The 16,886-nt window shown below is 71.7% G+C and carries 13 protein-coding genes; 9 read left to right on the top strand and 4 right to left on the bottom strand.

Annotated features, from left to right (window positions below):
- Positions 1 to 63 precede the first annotated feature (63 nt).
- The 7 genes from ACLBXX_RS02240 to ACLBXX_RS02210 all read left to right on the top strand — a co-directional run bounded on the left by ACLBXX_RS02240 (position 64) and on the right by ACLBXX_RS02210 (position 10,744).
- The gene (locus ACLBXX_RS02240; RefSeq protein WP_376013676.1) at positions 64 to 1,005 is read left to right on the top strand and encodes an ABC transporter permease; all 942 of its coding nucleotides are present in this window, start codon (positions 64 to 66) and stop codon (positions 1,003 to 1,005) included.
- Complete coding sequence (locus ACLBXX_RS02235; protein ID WP_447656628.1) at positions 1,002 to 2,864, top strand: dipeptide/oligopeptide/nickel ABC transporter permease/ATP-binding protein; 1,863 nt, start codon at positions 1,002 to 1,004, stop codon at positions 2,862 to 2,864. The genes ACLBXX_RS02240 and ACLBXX_RS02235 overlap by 4 nt, the downstream gene beginning before the upstream one ends.
- On the top strand, positions 2,861 to 3,709 hold the full coding sequence (locus tag ACLBXX_RS02230; protein ID WP_376013670.1) for an ATP-binding cassette domain-containing protein: 849 nt from the start codon (positions 2,861 to 2,863) through the stop codon (positions 3,707 to 3,709). The genes ACLBXX_RS02235 and ACLBXX_RS02230 overlap by 4 nt, the downstream gene beginning before the upstream one ends.
- A gap of 86 nt (positions 3,710 to 3,795) precedes the next feature.
- Positions 3,796 to 6,225 (top strand): beta-glucosidase, encoded by a 2,430-nt coding sequence (locus tag ACLBXX_RS02225; RefSeq protein ID WP_447656627.1) that lies wholly within the window; start codon positions 3,796 to 3,798, stop codon positions 6,223 to 6,225.
- Positions 6,222 to 7,352 (top strand): serine hydrolase domain-containing protein, encoded by a 1,131-nt coding sequence (locus ACLBXX_RS02220; RefSeq protein WP_447656626.1) that lies wholly within the window; start codon positions 6,222 to 6,224, stop codon positions 7,350 to 7,352. The genes ACLBXX_RS02225 and ACLBXX_RS02220 overlap by 4 nt, the downstream gene beginning before the upstream one ends.
- Before the next feature lie 22 nt (positions 7,353 to 7,374).
- Complete coding sequence (locus ACLBXX_RS02215; protein WP_447656625.1) at positions 7,375 to 8,889, top strand: family 43 glycosylhydrolase; 1,515 nt, start codon at positions 7,375 to 7,377, stop codon at positions 8,887 to 8,889.
- A gap of 94 nt (positions 8,890 to 8,983) precedes the next feature.
- Positions 8,984 to 10,744 (top strand): DUF5605 domain-containing protein, encoded by a 1,761-nt coding sequence (locus ACLBXX_RS02210; protein ID WP_447656624.1) that lies wholly within the window; start codon positions 8,984 to 8,986, stop codon positions 10,742 to 10,744.
- 40 nt (positions 10,745 to 10,784) lie between these two features.
- Here the strand turns inward: ACLBXX_RS02210 and ACLBXX_RS02205 are convergent, their stop codons facing one another.
- The 4 genes from ACLBXX_RS02205 to ACLBXX_RS02190 are packed head-to-tail and all read right to left on the bottom strand — an operon-like array spanning position 10,785 to position 13,561.
- Positions 10,785 to 11,141, bottom strand: coding sequence for a DUF202 domain-containing protein (locus tag ACLBXX_RS02205; RefSeq protein ID WP_447656623.1), 357 nt, complete (start codon positions 11,139 to 11,141; stop codon positions 10,785 to 10,787).
- Complete coding sequence (locus tag ACLBXX_RS02200; RefSeq protein ID WP_447656622.1) at positions 11,138 to 11,500, bottom strand: YidH family protein; 363 nt, start codon at positions 11,498 to 11,500, stop codon at positions 11,138 to 11,140. Before ACLBXX_RS02200 ends, ACLBXX_RS02205 begins: the two co-directional genes overlap by 4 nt.
- Before the next feature lie 48 nt (positions 11,501 to 11,548).
- Positions 11,549 to 12,799: a D-arabinono-1,4-lactone oxidase gene (locus tag ACLBXX_RS02195; protein ID WP_447656621.1), complete on the bottom strand. Its 1,251-nt coding sequence runs from the start codon at positions 12,797 to 12,799 to the stop codon at positions 11,549 to 11,551.
- A 24-nt stretch (positions 12,800 to 12,823) separates the two neighbouring features.
- Positions 12,824 to 13,561 carry a FadR/GntR family transcriptional regulator gene (locus ACLBXX_RS02190; RefSeq protein ID WP_387140882.1) on the bottom strand — a complete coding sequence of 246 codons (738 nt, stop codon included), beginning with the start codon at positions 13,559 to 13,561 and terminating at the stop codon, positions 12,824 to 12,826.
- A 146-nt stretch (positions 13,562 to 13,707) separates the two neighbouring features.
- Here ACLBXX_RS02190 and ACLBXX_RS02185 point away from each other — a divergent pair, with 146 nt between their 5' ends.
- On the top strand, positions 13,708 to 15,021 hold the full coding sequence (locus ACLBXX_RS02185) for an ABC transporter substrate-binding protein (RefSeq protein ID WP_447656620.1): 1,314 nt from the start codon (positions 13,708 to 13,710) through the stop codon (positions 15,019 to 15,021).
- A 73-nt stretch (positions 15,022 to 15,094) separates the two neighbouring features.
- Positions 15,095 to 16,774: a hypothetical protein gene (locus ACLBXX_RS02180; protein WP_447656619.1), complete on the top strand. Its 1,680-nt coding sequence runs from the start codon at positions 15,095 to 15,097 to the stop codon at positions 16,772 to 16,774.
- Positions 16,775 to 16,886: the final 112 nt, after the last annotated feature.

The raw sequence follows: 16,886 nt of genomic DNA, 5'->3' as shown, positions 1-16,886 counted from the left end.
CCCCGCCCGCCCCCCCCCCCCCGGCGGGGGGGGGCGGGGAGACACCACCCACGGGAAAGCGACATGCTTGCATTCATCCTCCGGCGCGTACTGTCGGGCGTCATCCTCATCGCGGTGATCTCGTTCCTCGCGTTCGTCCTCCTCTACGCCGCGGGCGGCGACATCGCCCGCCGCATCCTCGGCGAGAACGCCACTGTCGAGACGGTCGCCAAGAAGACCGAGCAGCTCGGGCTGGATCAGCCGCTCCTTCAGCAGTACTGGAACTGGGTCACCGGCGCCCTCACGGGCAACCTCGGTCGCAGCTGGTTCACCGGCGAGCTGGTCTCGACGAGCGTCAGCAACCGCCTGGCGGTCACCCTCGCGATCGTGATCGGCGCGACCCTCGTCTCGGCGATCGTCGCGGTCGTCCTCGGCATCCTCGCCGCCCGTCGCGGCGGCTGGGTCGACGGCAGCGTCCAGGTGATCGCGCTCATCGGCTTCGCGATCCCCGGCTTCCTGATCGCCCTGGGCCTCGTGCTCGTGTTCGCGATCAACCTCGGCTGGTTCAAGGCGACCGGCTACGTGCCGCTGACCACCTCGGTGTCGGGCTGGCTGTCGTCCGTGACCCTGCCCATCGTGGCGCTGTCGATCGGCGCGATCGCGGCGGTGTCGCAGCAGGTCCGCGGCTCGGTCATCGACGCGATGTCGCGGGACTACGTCCGCACCCTCCGCTCGCGCGGCCTCAGCACGAACTCGGTCGTGTACCGCCACGTGCTCCGCAACGCCGGCGGCCCCGCGCTCGCGGTCCTCGCCGTGCAGTTCATCGGGCTCCTCGGCGGGGCGGTGATCGTCGAGCAGGTCTTCGCCATCCCCGGCATGGGCCAGCTCACCGTCCGCGCCACCACCCTCGGCGACATCCCCGTCGTCATGGGCGTCGTGATCGCCTTCGCGATCATCGTCGTCATCGTGAACCTCCTCATCGACCTCGCCCAGGCGGCGCTGAACCCGAAGGTGCGACTCTCATGACCGCCATCGACGTCCCCCTCGACGTGCCGGTCGCACCGGTACGCGTCTCGCTCTGGCGCCGTCTGGTGCGCCGGCCGATCGGCCTCGCCTCGCTGATCTTCCTCGCGTTCCTCGGCCTGATCGCCGTCATCGGGCCGTGGATCGCTCCGCAGGACCCGAACTACGCCGACATCCGCAACGTGCTCGCCTCGCCGAGCGCAGAACACCTCCTCGGCACCGATGGCAGCGGCCGCGACGTGTTCTCGCGGCTCCTGGTGGCCACCCAGACCACAGTCCTGGCCGCCCTGCTCGCCCTCGTCGTCGCGGTGATCCTCGGAGTGATCAGCGGTCTCATCGCCGGCTACTACCAGGGCTGGTTCAACAACGCGGCCACGTGGGTCACCGAGCTCAACATGGCGCTGCCCGGCATCGTGGTGCTGCTCGCCGCGCGTGCCGTCCTCGGCCCGTCGGTGTGGATCTCGATGTTCATCTTCGGCATCCTGCTGGCACCGGCGTTCTACCGACTGGTGTACGCCTCGGTGACCGCCGTGCGCACCGAGCTCTACGTCGATGCGGCCCGCGTGTCGGGCCTCAGCGACACGCGCATCATCAGCCGCCACGTGCTCTCGGTGGTGCGGGCTCCGATCATCATCCAGTCGGCGATCATCGCCGGCATCGCCATCGCGATCCAGTCGGGCCTCGAGTTCCTCGGCCTCGGCGACATCGCCGTGCCCACGTGGGGCCAGATGCTCAACGACGGCTTCAAGAACATCTACAAGGAGCCGCTCCTGATGCTCTGGCCGTCGCTCGCGATCGCCCTCACCTGCATCGCGCTGACGCTCCTGGCCAACGTGATGCGCGACGAGATCGAGCGCACCGTGTCGGTGCGGCGCAAGCGGCGCCGTGCGGTCGCGACCGCGACCGGCTCGGTGGCCGCCGTCACGACGTCGGTGGGACTCAGCGGAGGCGACGTCGTCGACCTCGACGAGCCGCCGGTCTTCGAGACCGACGGGGTCATCGTCCACAAGGGCGACGCGCGCAGCAAGGCGACCGAGAAGGTGCTCGACGTCCGCGACCTGCACGTCGGCTACGACCAGCCCGACGGCTCGCACATCGAGGTCGTCCACGGCGTCTCGCTCGACATCCGCAAGGGCGAGGTGCACGGTCTCATCGGCGAGTCCGGCTCGGGGAAGACGCAGACCGCATTCGCCGTGCTGGGCCTGCTCCCCCGCGGCGGCCACGTCACCGGCGGCTCGATCCTGTACGAGGGCACCGAGATCGCCGACGGCGATGACCGCACGTATGCGGGCCTGCGCGGCAAGCGCATCGGATACATCCCGCAGGAGCCGATGTCGAACCTCGACCCGTCGTTCACGATCGGCAGCCAGCTGGTCGAGCCGCTGCGCAAGAACCTCGGGCTCTCGAAGAAGGCGGCTACCGACCGCTCGCTCGAGCTGCTCGCCCGGGTCGGCATCCCCAACCCGAAGCGCACGTTCGACGCGTACCCGTTCGAGGTCTCGGGCGGCATGGCGCAGCGCGTGCTCATCGCGGGCGCGGTGTCGACCGACCCCGACCTCATCATCGCCGACGAGCCGACCACGGCCCTCGACGTCACGGTGCAGGCCGAGGTGCTCGAGCTGCTGCGCGACCTGCAGGCCGAGCGTCACATGGCGATGCTCCTGGTGACGCACAACTTCGGCGTCGTCGCCGACCTGTGCGACCGGGTGACCGTCATGCAGAGCGGCCGGTTCGTCGAGCAGGGCCCGGTGCGCGCGATCTTCAACGACGCGCAGCACCCGTACACGCAGGCGCTGCTGGACGCGATCCTCGACGAGGGTCCCGCCCGCGGTCCGCTCGTCATGAAGGGAGCACGGGCATGAGCACTCCGCTGCTGGACATCAAGGACCTCGTCGTCGAGTACCCGGGCAAGGGCTTCCGCGCCCAGCCGTTCCGGGCCCTGAAGGGCGTCTCGCTCGACATCCTGCCGGGTGAGACGGTCGGCCTCGTCGGCGAGTCCGGGTCGGGCAAGACCACTCTCGGCCGCGCGGCCCTCGGCCTCGCGCCGGTGACCGAGGGGTCGATCGTCTACGACGGCAAGGACATCTCGCACCTCAAGCGCCAGGAGCGCCGCGCGCTCAGCTCCGAGATCCAGGTCGTCTTCCAGGACCCGTACTCATCGCTGAACCCGTCGATGACGATCGAGCAGATCCTCACCGAGCCGCTCACCGCGGCGGGTGTCTCGTCGAGCGAGGCGAAGTCGCGGGTGCGCGACCTGCTCGATCAGGTGGGGCTTCCCGCCGACGCGCGCGGACGCCTGCCCCGCGAGTTCTCGGGCGGTCAGCGCCAGCGCGTCGCGATCGCGCGTGCGCTCGCCCTGGAGCCGCGGCTCATCGTGTGCGACGAGCCGGTGTCGGCGCTCGACCTGTCGACCCAGGCGCGCGTGCTGGACCTCTTCATCGACATCCAGAACCGCACCGGCGTCGCCTACCTCTTCGTCACGCACGACCTCGCGGTGGTGCGCCACATCAGCCACCGCGTGGCGGTGATGTACCGCGGCGAGATCGTCGAGACCGGCGACGGCGACCGGGTGACCTCCGCGCCCGAGCACCCCTACACCCAGCGGCTCTTCATGGCCGCGCCCGTGCCCGACCCCGACAAGCAGGAGGAGCGCCGCGTCGCCCGGCGCGCGCTCCTCGACGCCGAGGCGGCCGCCGGCGTCCTCTGACGCGACGGATGCTGCGGCCCGGCCTGCGAGGGCCGGGCCGCGGCATCCTCCCTCTGACCCTCCTTCCGAGAACGGAAACTCCCCCGATGACCGAGACCGCCACCTCCACGCACCCCGAGTCGGTGCTGCACCTCGTGCCGCTGCTCGAGCGCCTCACCCTCGAGCAGAAGGCTGCCCTCGTGCAGGGCGCCGACTTCTGGACGACCGTCCCCGTGCCCGAGATCGGCCTTCGCGCGATGACGCTGTCGGACGGCCCGGCCGGCGTCCGCGGTCCTCGCTGGGACGAGCGCGAGCCGTCGCTCAACCTGCCGTCGGGATCGGCGCTGGCCGCGTCGTGGGACGTCGACCTGGCCTACCGCTACGGGGCGGCCGCAGCATCCGAAGCCCGTCGCAAGGGTGTCGACGTCGTCCTCGGACCGACGATCAACCTGCACCGCTCGCCGCTCGGCGGCCGGCACTTCGAGTGCTTCAGCGAGGATCCCGAACTGAGCGCCGAGCTCGCCGCCGCGTACGTGCGGGGCCTGCAGGACAACGGCGTCGCCGCGACGCCCAAGCACTACGTCGCCAACGACGCCGAGACCGACCGCTTCACGGTCGACGTCCGCGTCGACGAGCGCGCGCTGCGCGAGCTGTACCTCGCGCCGTTCGAGCGCGCGGTCGAGGCCGGCGCCTGGACCATCATGAGCGCCTACAACGCGGTCGACGGCGTCACGATGACCGAGAACGACCTGCTCGAGACGCCTCTCAACTCGGAGTGGGGCTTCGACGGCGTCGTCATCAGCGACTGGACCGCCGTCCGTTCGCTCGGCTCCGTGCCCGCCGCGCAGGACCTCGCGATGCCCGGCCCCGCGCCCGCGTGGGCCGATCTCGTCGACGCGATCCGCGACGGCCGCGTGGACGAGGCCGACCTCGACCGCAAGGTGCTGCGCCTGCTGCTGCTCGCCGAGCGCGTCGGCGCCCTCGGTGACTCGACCCCGATCGAGCCCGCTCCGCTCGATGGTCCCGCGTTCGCGCGCGACGCCGCCATCGAGGGCACGGTGCTGCTGCGCAACGAGGGTGTCCTGCCGTTGGATGCCGCGTCCCTCGGCCGCGTCGCCGTCATCGGGCAGCACGCCCGCGAGGCACGCACGCAGGGCGGCGGCAGCGCCACCGTGATCCCCGAGTCCGTGGTCTCCCCGCTCGAGGCGATCCGCGCCGCGGTGCCGGCGGTCGAGGTGAACTTCGAGATCGGCGCGGTCGTGCAGGAGGGGGTCGCCGAGATCCCGCTCGCACAGCTGACCAACCCGGCGACGGGTGAGGCCGGCATCCGCGTCGCGTTCTTCGACGCCGACGGCACCGAGCTCTTCGCCGAGAACCGCCGCTCCACGGCGCTGGTCTGGTTCGGCGGCGACGCCCCGATCTCGGCGAGCGCCAGGGTGGTGTTCGAGACCGTGTACACGCCCGCCGAGTCGGGCGAGATCGAGCTCGGCTTCGCCGGCGCGAACCCGGGCAGGCTGTACGTCGACGAGGGTCTCGTCCTCGACGACGCCCCCGTCATCGAGGGCACCGACCTGGGTGCGGCGTTCCTCAACCCGCCGTCGATCACCGCCACGGTCGCCGTCGAGGCCGGTCGCGAGACCGCGGTCCGCGTCGAGTTCACACGCGAGAGCCACGGTGCGCTGTCGGGCGCCCTCAGCGCGACGCTGGGCATCGCCCCCGAGCGCACCGATCCCGACGAGCTCATCGCCCGCGCGGTCGCAGAAGCCGCGGCATCGGAGGTCGCGATCGTCGTCGTGGGCACGAACTCGAAGGTCGAGTCGGAGGGCTACGACCGCACCAGCCTCGACCTTCCCGGCCGCCAGGACGACCTCGTGCGCGCCGTCGCCGCCACCGGAACCCCGACGATCGTCGTGGTCAACGCCGGTTCGCCGGTCGTGCTGCCGTGGGCGGACGAGGTCGCGGCCGTCGTGCAGGGGTATTTCGGTGGCCAGGAGTTCGGGCACGCGATCGCCGACGTGCTCACGGGAGCCGCCGAGCCCGGCGGGCGCCTCCCCACGACGTGGCCGGGAGCCCTCGCCGATGTTCCGGTGACCGAGGTCGTTCCGACCGACGGCCGCCTCGACTATCGCGAGGGCCTGCACATCGGCTACCGCGCGTGGCTGAAGGCCGATGCCGAGCCGGCGTTCCCGTTCGGCCACGGCCTCGGGTACACGACGTGGTCGTGGGGTGCCGCGCAGCGCATCGGCGACACGGTCGAGGTGACGCTCGCGAACACCGGCGACCGTGCCGGCAAGCAGGTCGTACAGGTGTATGCCGAGCGCGCGGAGTCCGCGGTGGAGCGCCCCGAGCGCTGGCTCGTCGGATTCGCGACCGTGCACGCCGCACCCGGTGAGACCGTCACCGCGTCGGTCCCCGTGCCGGCGCGCAGCCTCGCGCACTGGGCGGGCGAGTGGGTCGTCGAGCCCGGCGCCTTCACGCTCCGTGCAGGCGCCTCGGTGGCCGACCTGCCGCTGTCGATCGACTGGAGCGTCGCGTGAATGCGCTCGGCACCGCCGGTCTGAAGGGACGCGCCGACGAGCGGCTGGAGGAGGTCGTCACACGCCTCGACGGGCTGCTCGCCGCCGACCCCGACCTGTCGTTCCAGGTCGCCGCGTTCCACGACGGTCATCCCGTGCTCGACGCGTGGGGCGGGCCGCACATGGCCGAGGACTCGGTCATCGTGCCCTACTCGGTCACGAAGAACACGATCGGCCTCTCGATCGGCCTGCTCGTCGAGCGGGGCGAGCTCGACCTCGACGAGCGCGTCGCGACCTACTGGCCCGAGTTCGCGGCGAAGGGCAAGCAGCACGTCACCGTGCGGCAGCTGCTCTCGCACCAGGCCGGTCTCCCGCAGGCGGAGCCCGCGCTCACCTGGGACGAGCTGCTCGACCACCACGCGGCGGCGGAGCGCCTGGCGGCGAGCCGGCCGTACTGGTACCCGGGAAGCGCGTTCGGCTATCACGCCATCACGATCGGGAACCTCGGCGACGAGCTCGTCTTCCGGGTGACCGGCCGAACGCTTCACGAGTTCTACGAGCAGGAGATCCGCACCCCGTACGGCATCGACTTCTTCCTCGGCCTCCCCGCCGAGCACGAGTCGCGCCGCGTCGACGTGCTGCCGATGATCAAGCCGGTCTCCGACACCTCCACTCCGACCTTCTCGGCGCTCGGCCCGGTCGTCTTCGGCTCGATGGGCGGCGAGGTCGACCTCGCCAACTCGCGACGCAGCTGGGAGTACGGCCATCCCGCCGGCTCGGGCACCGGGACCGCCCGCGGCCTCGCGCGGCTGTTCGCCGCGGCCGTCACGGGCGTCGACGGCGCCGAGCCCTTCCTCGGCGCGGACACCGTCGCCGAGATCGGCCAGCAGCAGATCCGCGGCTACGACGAGGTGCTGCACCAGCAGGACCGGGCGCACGCGATCGTGTTCCAGAAGCCGTCGCAGCAACTCGCGTTCGGCGGGCCACGTGCGTTCGGCCACGATGGCGCGGCCGGCGCGCTGGCCTGCGTCGACCCCGACACCGGCCTCGCCTTCGCGTGGACGATCGCGCGCGGCCCGTGGCCGGGCGGGGCGGACCCCCGTGCCGTCGCGCTCGCCCGGGAACTCGGCATCCGTCTCTCGTCCTGAACCTCCCCTCCGAAGGAACCTCGTGACAACGCTCTACAACCCGCTCCTCAACGGCTTCCACCCCGACCCGAGCGTCGTGGCGGTCGACGGCGTGTACTACCTCGCGACGTCGACGTTCGAGTACCTGCCGGGCATCCCGATCCACCGTTCGACCGACTTCGAGACGTGGGAGCTCATCGGCCACGTCGCGACGCGGACGGGTCAGCTCGCGGTCGAGCACGTGCCGACGGCGGGCGGCGCATGGGCGCCCACCATCCGGCACCGCGACGGCGTCTTCCATCTCGTCATCAGCGACGCGATGGGGCGCGGGATGCTGCACTTCACCGCCGCGGACGCCGCAGGTCCGTGGAGCGACGGCGACCTGATCCTCAGGGCGGACGGTTCGGGGAGCCTGGACGGCATCGACCCCGACATCGCGTGGGATGCCGACGGCACCGTGTACATCACCTTCTCGGGCATGATCCTCTCGGGCGAACACGCGGGAGCGCACCTGGGCATCCAGCAGGTGAAGGTCGACCTGGCCACCCACCGCGCGCTCGAGGAGCCCCGATCACTGTGGTCGGGCACCGGCGGCGGATTCCCCGAGGCGCCGCACCTCTATGACGTGGATGGGCGCTGGTACCTGATGATCGCCGAGGGCGGCACCGAGCGCGGCCACGGCGTGTCGATCGCCCGTGGCGACGGCCCGGAGGGTCCGTTCGAGACGGCGCCGCACAATCCCCTCGTCACCGCCCGCGGGACGACGCGTCCGGTGCAGAACACCGGGCACGGCGACCTCGTGATCGGTCCCGACGGCGACTGGCTGTGCGTGCTGCTCGGGGTGCGCCCCCGCAGCATGACCCGGGCCTTCTCGGCCCTCGGCCGCGAGTCGTTCGTGACCCCCGTGCGCTGGGGCGCGGACGGCTGGCCCGAGATCGACCCCGTGCAGCTGAACCCGCGGCCGGGGAGGCGCGCGGACATCGGGTTCGCCACCGACACGGCGCTCGACGGCGAGTGGATCGCCGTCCGCGCTCTGCCGACCGACCACGCCGACCTCGCCGCGCGGCCGGGCTGGCTCGTGCTCCACGCCGACGGCACCACCCTGAACGACCCGCGCCCCGTGTTCGTCGGGCGTCGTCAGGAGCACCTCACGAACGCCGTGACGGTGCGCATCGACGTCTCGGCCGGGGTCGGCGGCCTCGCCGTGCGGTACGACGAGCACTTCCACATCGAGCTCGAGGCCGGTGCCGGCGAGGTCGTCGCCCGCGCCGCGATCGCGGGGCTCGTGCAGGAATGGCGGACCCCGTTCAGCGGCGGTGAGCTCGACCTCCACCTGGAGTCGCGCCGGCCCGTGTCCGACGGCGTCTTCACGCGGACGAGCGACATGTTCCACCTGGGCGCGACGATCGGAGGCGAGCGCCGCGAGCTCGCCGAGATCGACGGCCGCTTCCTCTCCTCCGAAGTCGCGGAGTCGTTCACCGGCCGCGTCATCGGCGTGTACGCCGTCGACGGCGACATCGCCGTGCTGCGCTGGGTCGCGGAAGGACACGACGAATGACGGATGCCGCGCCTCCCGCGCTCCCGCATCGCCACCCCCTCCGCCCGCCGCTCCGTGGCCCGCTGACCTCGACCCTCTGACCGTAAGGAACCCCGTGTTCGACCGCGCCTCCACCTTCGGAGACACCCTCGACAGCCCCGCCGGCCGTGCCGTGCTCGAGACCCACCTGCCCGGAATCGCGGCGTCGCCGATGGCGGCGCAGTACCGCGGCGTGCGGCTCGGCCAGCTCGTGGCGCTCGTCCCCGCCCTCGAGGACCCCGACGCGCAGGAACTCCTGTGGGCGGCGCTCGCGGACATCGAGGACGGCGACGACGAGCGTGCGCCCTACGCGCCGGCGATCAGCCCTGACCCGTCCTACGAGGGCGACGAGGTGACGCGGGGCTCAGCATCCGTCGTCCTTCCTTCCTCGACGCCCCAGTGGGACGTGCTGGAGGTGCGCTTCGACGGCCCCGACCACGGCAACCCGTTCGTCGACGTCGAGCTCGACGCGGTGTTCACGCGTCCGGACGGCTCGGACGTCCGCGTCGGCGGCTTCTACGACGGCGACGGCCGCTACCTGGTGCGGGCGCTCGCCGACGCCGAGGGCGAGTGGACCTTCGTGACCCGCTCGACCGCGCGCTCGCTCGATGGGATCGCCGGCACGGTCGCGGTGACGGCCGCTCGCGACGGCTCGCACGGGCCGGTGCGGGTGGACGGCTTCCACTTCCGGCACGCCGACGGCACGCGCCACCGCCCGCTCGGCACCACGGCCTACGTGTGGACCCACCAGCTCGAGGAGCTGCAGGAGCAGACTCTGCGCACCCTGGCCGAGGCGCCGTTCACGAAGATCCGCATGTGTCTGTTCCCGAAGTCGTACCTGTTCAACGCGAACGAGCCCGCCGACTTCGTGTTCCCCGGCTCTCTCGAGGACGGCTTCGATCTCGAGCGGTTCGACCCGGCCCACTTCCGGCGGCTCGAGCGGCGCATCGCGCAGCTCGGCGAACGGGGGATCGAGGCCGACCTCATCCTGTTCCACGCGTACGACCGGTGGGGCTTCGCCGACCTCGGACCCGCCGTCGATGAGCGCTACCTGCGTTACGCGGTGCGCCGCCTCGCCGCGTTCTCGAACGTGTGGTGGTCGATGGCGAACGAGTACGACCTGCTGTGGTCGAAGACCGGTGCGGACTGGGAGCGCTTGGCTGCGATCGTCGGCGAGGAGGACCCGTTCGGGCACCTCAACTCGATCCACAACTGCCGCCCGCTCTACGACTACGCCAAGCCGTGGATCACCCACGTGAGCATCCAGCGCGTGGACGTCTATCGCACCGCCGAGAACACCGACGAATGGCGCGAGCGCTGGGGCAAGCCCGTCGTGATCGACGAGTGCGCCTACGAGGGCGACATCGATCAGGGCTGGGGCAACATCACGGGCGAGGAGATGACCCGGCGCTTCTGGGAGGGTGCGGTCCGCGGCGGCTACGTCGGCCACGGCGAGACCTACCTCCCCTCGGCGCTCGGGCTCGACGACGAGGTGCTGTGGTGGTCGAAGGGCGGCGCCCTGCACGGCACCTCGCCCGACCGCATCGGCTTCCTCGAGCGACTGCTCGCCGACGCCCCCGACGGGGTCTGGGACCCGCTCCCCTCCGACTGGGACGTCCCCTGGGGCGGCAGCGACGCCCACCGCGTCGGCTACTTCGGCTTCAACCGTCCCCGCTTCCGCAACGTCGTGCTCGGCGACGGCGAGTGGACGATCGACGTCATCGACACGTGGAACATGACCGTCGAGCGCCTCGAGGGCACCCACCGCACCACGGTGCGCGTGCCGCTGCCCGGCCGCCAGTTCATGGCCGTCCGCGCGATCCGCGTCGCCGACTGACAGGAGGTGACCCCGCGGGCCGACGGGCGCCCGACGCCGGTCAGACCGCTGCGCCGCCGCGCAGGGCCACGGCGAGGACGACCGCGACGCCGGTGATCCCGACCGCGAGGACGAACAGAGCGAGGATGCCGACGACTCCGGCACTCGGCATCCGCGCCCTGTCGCCCTCCCGGCGGAGGGCCTCGTTCACGCGGCGGTACCGACGCCGCGCGCTGAGGGAGAGCCAGGCGGTGGCCAGCAGGCCGGCGACGCCGCCGAGCGCCCACCAGGCGTCGCCGAACGCCGACGGCAGGAGGCGGAACGCCACGAGCGACCCGACGGCGAGTGCCAGCGCCGTGCGCCGCCACGCCAGTTCGGTGCGCTCGGGCTGCAGGCCGTCGTCGAAGAGCTCGCTCATCGCAGCAGGATCGCCAGGATCACGAGGATCCCGGCCAGCGTCACCGACGAGCCGAGGATGACCCCGAGCGGCGAGGTCGGCAGGGGCCTCCCCTCGCGGAGCGCGAGCTCGGTGCGCATCCAGCCGAACCAGGCGAGCGCCGGAGTGAGGACGCCGACGGCGACGAGCACCAGGGACGCCGCCAGGCGGAGGCCCGCGTCGAGGTCGAGCCCGAGCACCTCGAGCGCGACGCCGCCCGCGATCAGCGCGAGGGCCGTGCGGATCCACGCGAGGAAGGTGCGCTCGTTGGCGAGGGTGAACCGCGCGTCGGGCTCCGTCCCCCGGGAGAACACCGAACGGGGGAATCGCCGATCGCTCATGCCGCGACCGTCCAGGGGATCACCGCGAAGTCCATCGGATGCCTCCGCTCAGCGGGCTTCGCGCACGCCGAGGCGCTCGAGGTGCGCGTTCGAGAAACGGCCCCCGGGGTCGAGGCGCTCGAACACGGCGCGCGCGTCGGCGAGGCGCGGGTGCACGCGCTCGATCGCGGCGCGGTCGAAGCCGTGGATCTTGCCCCAGTGCGGGCGCGCGTCGAACGGCTCGAGCGCTGTCTCGACGCGCGCGACGGCGGCGGCGACCTCGTCGGGGTGGTTGTACCAGGTGAAGTGGATGATCACGACGTCGCGGCGGTAGGCCGGGCTCAGCCACAGCTCGTCGGCGGCGGCGGTGCGCAGCTCGGTCCAGATGAGATGGGGACGGATGCTGTCGCCCAGCGTCCGCACCGCCTCCAGCGCGGCCCGCGCGTCAGCGCGCGCGACGAAGTACTCGCTCTGGATCTCGTCGCCGAACGACGGCTCGGCGTCGAGGCGGAAGTGCGGCAGGCGCAGCATCCACGGTCCCGGCACGCCGGCGATCTCCGTGATGTTGTCCTCCACGCCGAGGGGCGAGTCGCCCTCCGTCGCGCGGACGCCGTCGAGGATCGTGTCGGGCACCGGATCGTCGTCCGCCTCCAGGCGCGTCTTCAGCCACACGTAGCCGACCGACGGCTCCTCCCAGCGCGAGAACACCGACACGCTGTATCCCGCGGAGGTGAGCTCGTCGTAGTCGGTGAGCGCGGCCTCCCACGAGATGCCGGTGTAGATGTCCTGCCGCACGCGGAACGCGGGCACGACGTCGAGGGTGAGCGACACCACGATCCCGTAGGCGCCGAGACCCACGACGAGCGCGTCGAAGTCGGGGTCGCCGCGGCGCACCTCGTGCACCTCGGCGTCGGCTCCGACGTAGCGCAGCGCCCGGACGGATGCCGAGAGCACGGGATTCGCGTCCCCCGAGCCGTGGGTGCCCGTCGCCGTCGCGCCGCCGACGTTGATGTGCGGCAGCGAGCCCATGTTGCGCAGGGCCCACCCGCGGTCGTCGAGCCACACGGCGAGCACGCCGTAGCGGATGCCGGCGGGCACTGTGACGGTCTGCGCGACCTCGTCGAGCTCGAACTCGGCCGCGAACCCGGTCACATCGACGAGCGTGCCGGTGGTGTCGGGGAGGTCGGTGAACGAGTGCCGTGTGCCGAGCGCGCGCACGCGCCCCGGCTCACGCAGCACCCGCTGGACGTCGTCGACCGACGTCGCCTCGACGATCCGCGGCGCGGAGTACTCGTACGTTCCAGCCCAATTGCGCGGCATCGCGCCTCCTTCGGACGATGCGGTTCAGGGTGCGGCTTCGGCCGCGAGGCGCTGCGAGGCGGTCGCCATGTGGAGGGCCATCGCGGAGGCGGCGGCATCCTCGTCCTCCGCCTCGATCGCTCGGAAGACGGCGTCGTGCTCGTCGATGGCGGTGCGCGCCTCGGCCTCGTCGTGGACGGCCCGGTCGGCGTACACCTGCAGCAGCGACCGCACCACATGCAGCAGGTCGATCAGCGTGTCGTTGCCCGCGGCCGCGGCGAGCGCGTTGTGGAAGTCGAGGTCCGCGCGCGCGAATGCCTTGAGATCGCCCACGCCGGACCGCATGCGCTCGAGTGACCCCGAGATCGCGCGGAGATCGGATGCCGCGGCCCGGCCTGCGGCGAGCCGCGCGACGTAGATCTCGAGCCCCGAGCGCAGTTCGAGCAGCTCGGCCGTGTTCTTCTGGCCGATGAGGAGCCCCCACCGCAGCGTCTGGGGCAGCAGTTCGCTCGCGGTCCCGCGGAGGTACGTGCCCGAGCCGGGTCGCACGTCCACGATGCCGAGGATCTCGAGCGCGGCGAGCGCCTCTCGCACCGCGGACCGCCCGACGCCGAGCGTCGCCGCCAGCTGTCGTTCCGGGGGCAGGCGGGTGCCGGCCTCGAGGTCGCCGCTGGTGAAGAGGTCCATCAGGCGGCGGGCGACCTCGGAGACCGGCGTACCGGTCGGAAGGGCGCCCAGGGCCGCCGTGATCTCGGCCGAGCGATCGTCGGGGTAGGCGGGCATGCGAACAACTTACGGCAGTCGGGACGATTCTGGGATTGCTTTCGGTCAACCGGTTTGTCAGACTGTGGGCAGGCGACGTCAGTCGCCTTTCTCACGGCACAACGAGAAAACGTTTCCTGATACTCGAAGACGAGAGGTCGATCACAATGAAGTTCCGGAACAGGAAGCTCCTCGCGGGAGTGGCAGGGGTGGGCCTGATCGCCCTCGTCGGACTCACCGGCTGCGCGTCCGCCGCGCCCGCCAGCAGCCAGCCGACCCTCGATCCCGACGAGGAAGCGTCGATCACGTTCACGTTCTGGGGCAACGACGTGCGCGCTGAGCTCTACAACGAGGCGATCGCCGCGTTCGAGGAGCAGAACCCCAACATCGATGTCTCCGTGCTGTTCCTCTCCCCCAACGACTACTGGGAGAAGCGCCAGATCGAGGCCAGCGGCGGCGGCCTCCCCGACGTGGTGACGATGGATCTCGCGTACATCCGCCAGTACTCGCAGAGCGGCTCACTGCTCGACCTGGAGCCGTACCTCGGCAGCATCATCCAGACCGACCCGATCGAGCCGTCGGTGCTCGGCGCCGGCGTGGTCGACGGCGTCACGACGGCCGTCCCGATCTCCACCAACGCCTGGTCGATGTTCATGAACACGACGATCCTCGATGAGATCGGCGTCGAGCCGTTCGCGGGCGGCACGTGGGACGAGTACTACGAGTGGGTCGCCGAGGTGACCGACGCCGCGCAGGCGGCCGGCGTGCCCGACGTCTGGGGCGGCGTCGACCCGTCCTCGCGCTTCGTGAACTTCGAGATGCAGCTGCGCGCCGAGGGCAAGGACCTCTTCGACGACGAGGGCAACCCCGGCTTCGACGAGGAGCGCCTCACGGAGTACTGGGAAGAGGGTGCCGACGCTCGCGAGGGCGGAAAGTTCGTGCCGCAGCAGCGGGTCGCCGAGGTGCAGCCGCTGACGGCCTTCGATGCCGGGCTCGGCGCGAGCGACACGCAGACCGACAACTTCCTCGCGGGCTACCTGGCGAACCTCGGCGAGGGCAACGAGGTCACGCTGCAGGCTCCGCCGCTGTCGGTGGACGGCGCGAAGGACCTGTACCTCAAGGCGTCGCAGATGTACTCCATCGCGGCGAACTCGGAGCACCCCGCCGCGGCCGCGACGCTCATCGACTTCCTCATCAACTCGCCGGAGTCGGGCGAGATCTTCGGCACCAACCGCGGCCTGCCGGCCTCGGCGACGGCGCGGGAGGCCGCGGACCTCGACCCGGTGAGCCAGGACATCGTGGACTACGAGGCGTCGATCGCCGACCGGCTGGGCGAGGCGCCGCCGGCCCCGATCGTCGGCTACGGCTCGCTGCACGAGAAGTTCCGTGAGCTGACGGAGGAGCTCAACTTCGGCACGCTCACGGTCGACCAGGCCGTCGAGCAGTTCTTCGCCGAGATGGACGTGGTGCTGAACCAGTAACCCGTTCCGTGCGGCGGCCGACTCCAGGGAACGTCGGCCGCCGCACCTCCGTTCCACTCTCCGAGGAGTCCCCGTGCCCGTCGACGAATCCACCCCCTCATCGGTCCCCACCCCGGCCCGGCCGTCGCTCGGCATCCAGGGGCCGGTCGTCGCGTTCCAGGACCCCTGGGCGGGAGCCGCCTCGGATGAGATCATGCGCACGGGGACCGGCATCCCGATCCCGTCGCAGGATCCGCCGCCGACACCGCGCGAGTTCGTGGGCGTGCTGCGCGACCTCGGCGCCGACTTCTACGTGCACCACGTCATCCCGACCCACGCCGACCACGGCGCACTGCTGGGCGACCTCGCCGACGCCGGCATCGACCTCGTGCTGGGCAACGAGTACGGCAACATCAACGGACCCTTCGTCGACGGCACGAACCGGTACGACCTCCCGGCCGAGTTGATCCAGGATGCTGCGGCCGCCGGCGTGCTCGCCGGCGTGCTGTACGACGAGCCCGAGCACCTCCAGATCCACGCCGATCAGTACCGCCACGACGCGCACCTGCCCCACTTCGGTCAGACCGAGGGCCTCGGGGCGCGCGAGGCCGTCGCGGTGATCGACGACGCCGTGCGCGGCATCGTGCGCGAGGTCGACGCCGCGACCTCCGCGGCGGGTTCTGCGTCCGTTCCGGTGCTCGCCGAGCAGGTGTTCCCGGTCATGTTCCATACGCTCGCCCGCGCCGGGATGACGCCGACGCCCAAGGTGATGAAGGAGTCGTTCCAGCCGCTGCAGCTGGGCACCGCGCTCGGCGCGGCCCTCCAGTACGGGCGCGAGCTGTGGATCTGCGCGGATCTCTGGGGCCCCGACATCGGGCCCTGGCTCACCCGCGCCCCGGGCTTCCCCGGGCACTCGCCCGCCGAGTTCGCGTCGGCGCTGCGCCTGGCCCACCTGTTCGCCCCGACGCGGCTGTTCGTCGAGAACATCGACGTGCTCGTGCGCCACCGCGGTTCGGGGGCGTTCGAGCGCACCGCCCACGGCGAGGTCTGGCGGGAGTTCGTCCGCGACTTCGTGCCGCGGCATCCGCTCCGCTGGAGCCATCTCGATGCCCGCGCCGACATCGCCCTCGTCCATGCCGACGACAGCGACTTCGGCCGCGGCGCGCGGCCGTTCGGCAACCGGGCGACGACGGCGCCCGCCACCTCCCGCAGCGTCTTCGAGGCCTGGCACGCGCTCAGTCACGGGCAGCTCCCCGACCACGGGAGCTGCCTCCACATCCCCGGCTACGACTTCCCCCGCCACGAGCTGAACGGCATCCCGCGGCCGCGGTTCCCGCTCGACGCGGGCGCCGCTCAAGAGACCCGCCTGCACGGGCTGTTCCAGCCGACCCGCAGCACGCTCGTGTTCGACGAGCACGTGCGCGCCGATCAGCTCGCCGACGCGGGTCTCGTCGTGGTCGCGGGCAGCCGGCTCCCCCGCGCGACCCTCGAGGCGCTGCGCGCCCACGCGGAAGCGGGCGCGACCGTGCTCATCGCGGCCTGGCTGTGCGCTCCCGAGCGTTCGCGGTCCGCTCGGGTCGGCCGTGGGAGCTGGATCGTGTACGAGTCGCTCGACGACGACGCCGCGCGGGACGCGATCGCCGCACACGCGGGCGAGCCCGACGTCTGGACACAGCGCTTCGGGGACGTCGAGCTCCGCATCTCCGCGACGGATCCCGGCGGCGAGACGCTCGAGTTCGAGATCGCGGATGCCGCGGCCCGCCGCGTCGCCTGAACCCGAGATGCTTCGCGCCTCGGCGTGCGCACACCGCCGTGCGTGACGCCGCGGCGCGGACGAGGCATCCATTCTCACTTGCAATTGGTCAACCGGTTTGTCACAATGGTCG

Source organism: Microbacterium sp. C23T, assembly GCF_053345975.1.
The sequence above is the reverse complement of the archived record's forward strand: the minus strand, read 5'-3'. Positions and strand labels throughout refer to the sequence as shown.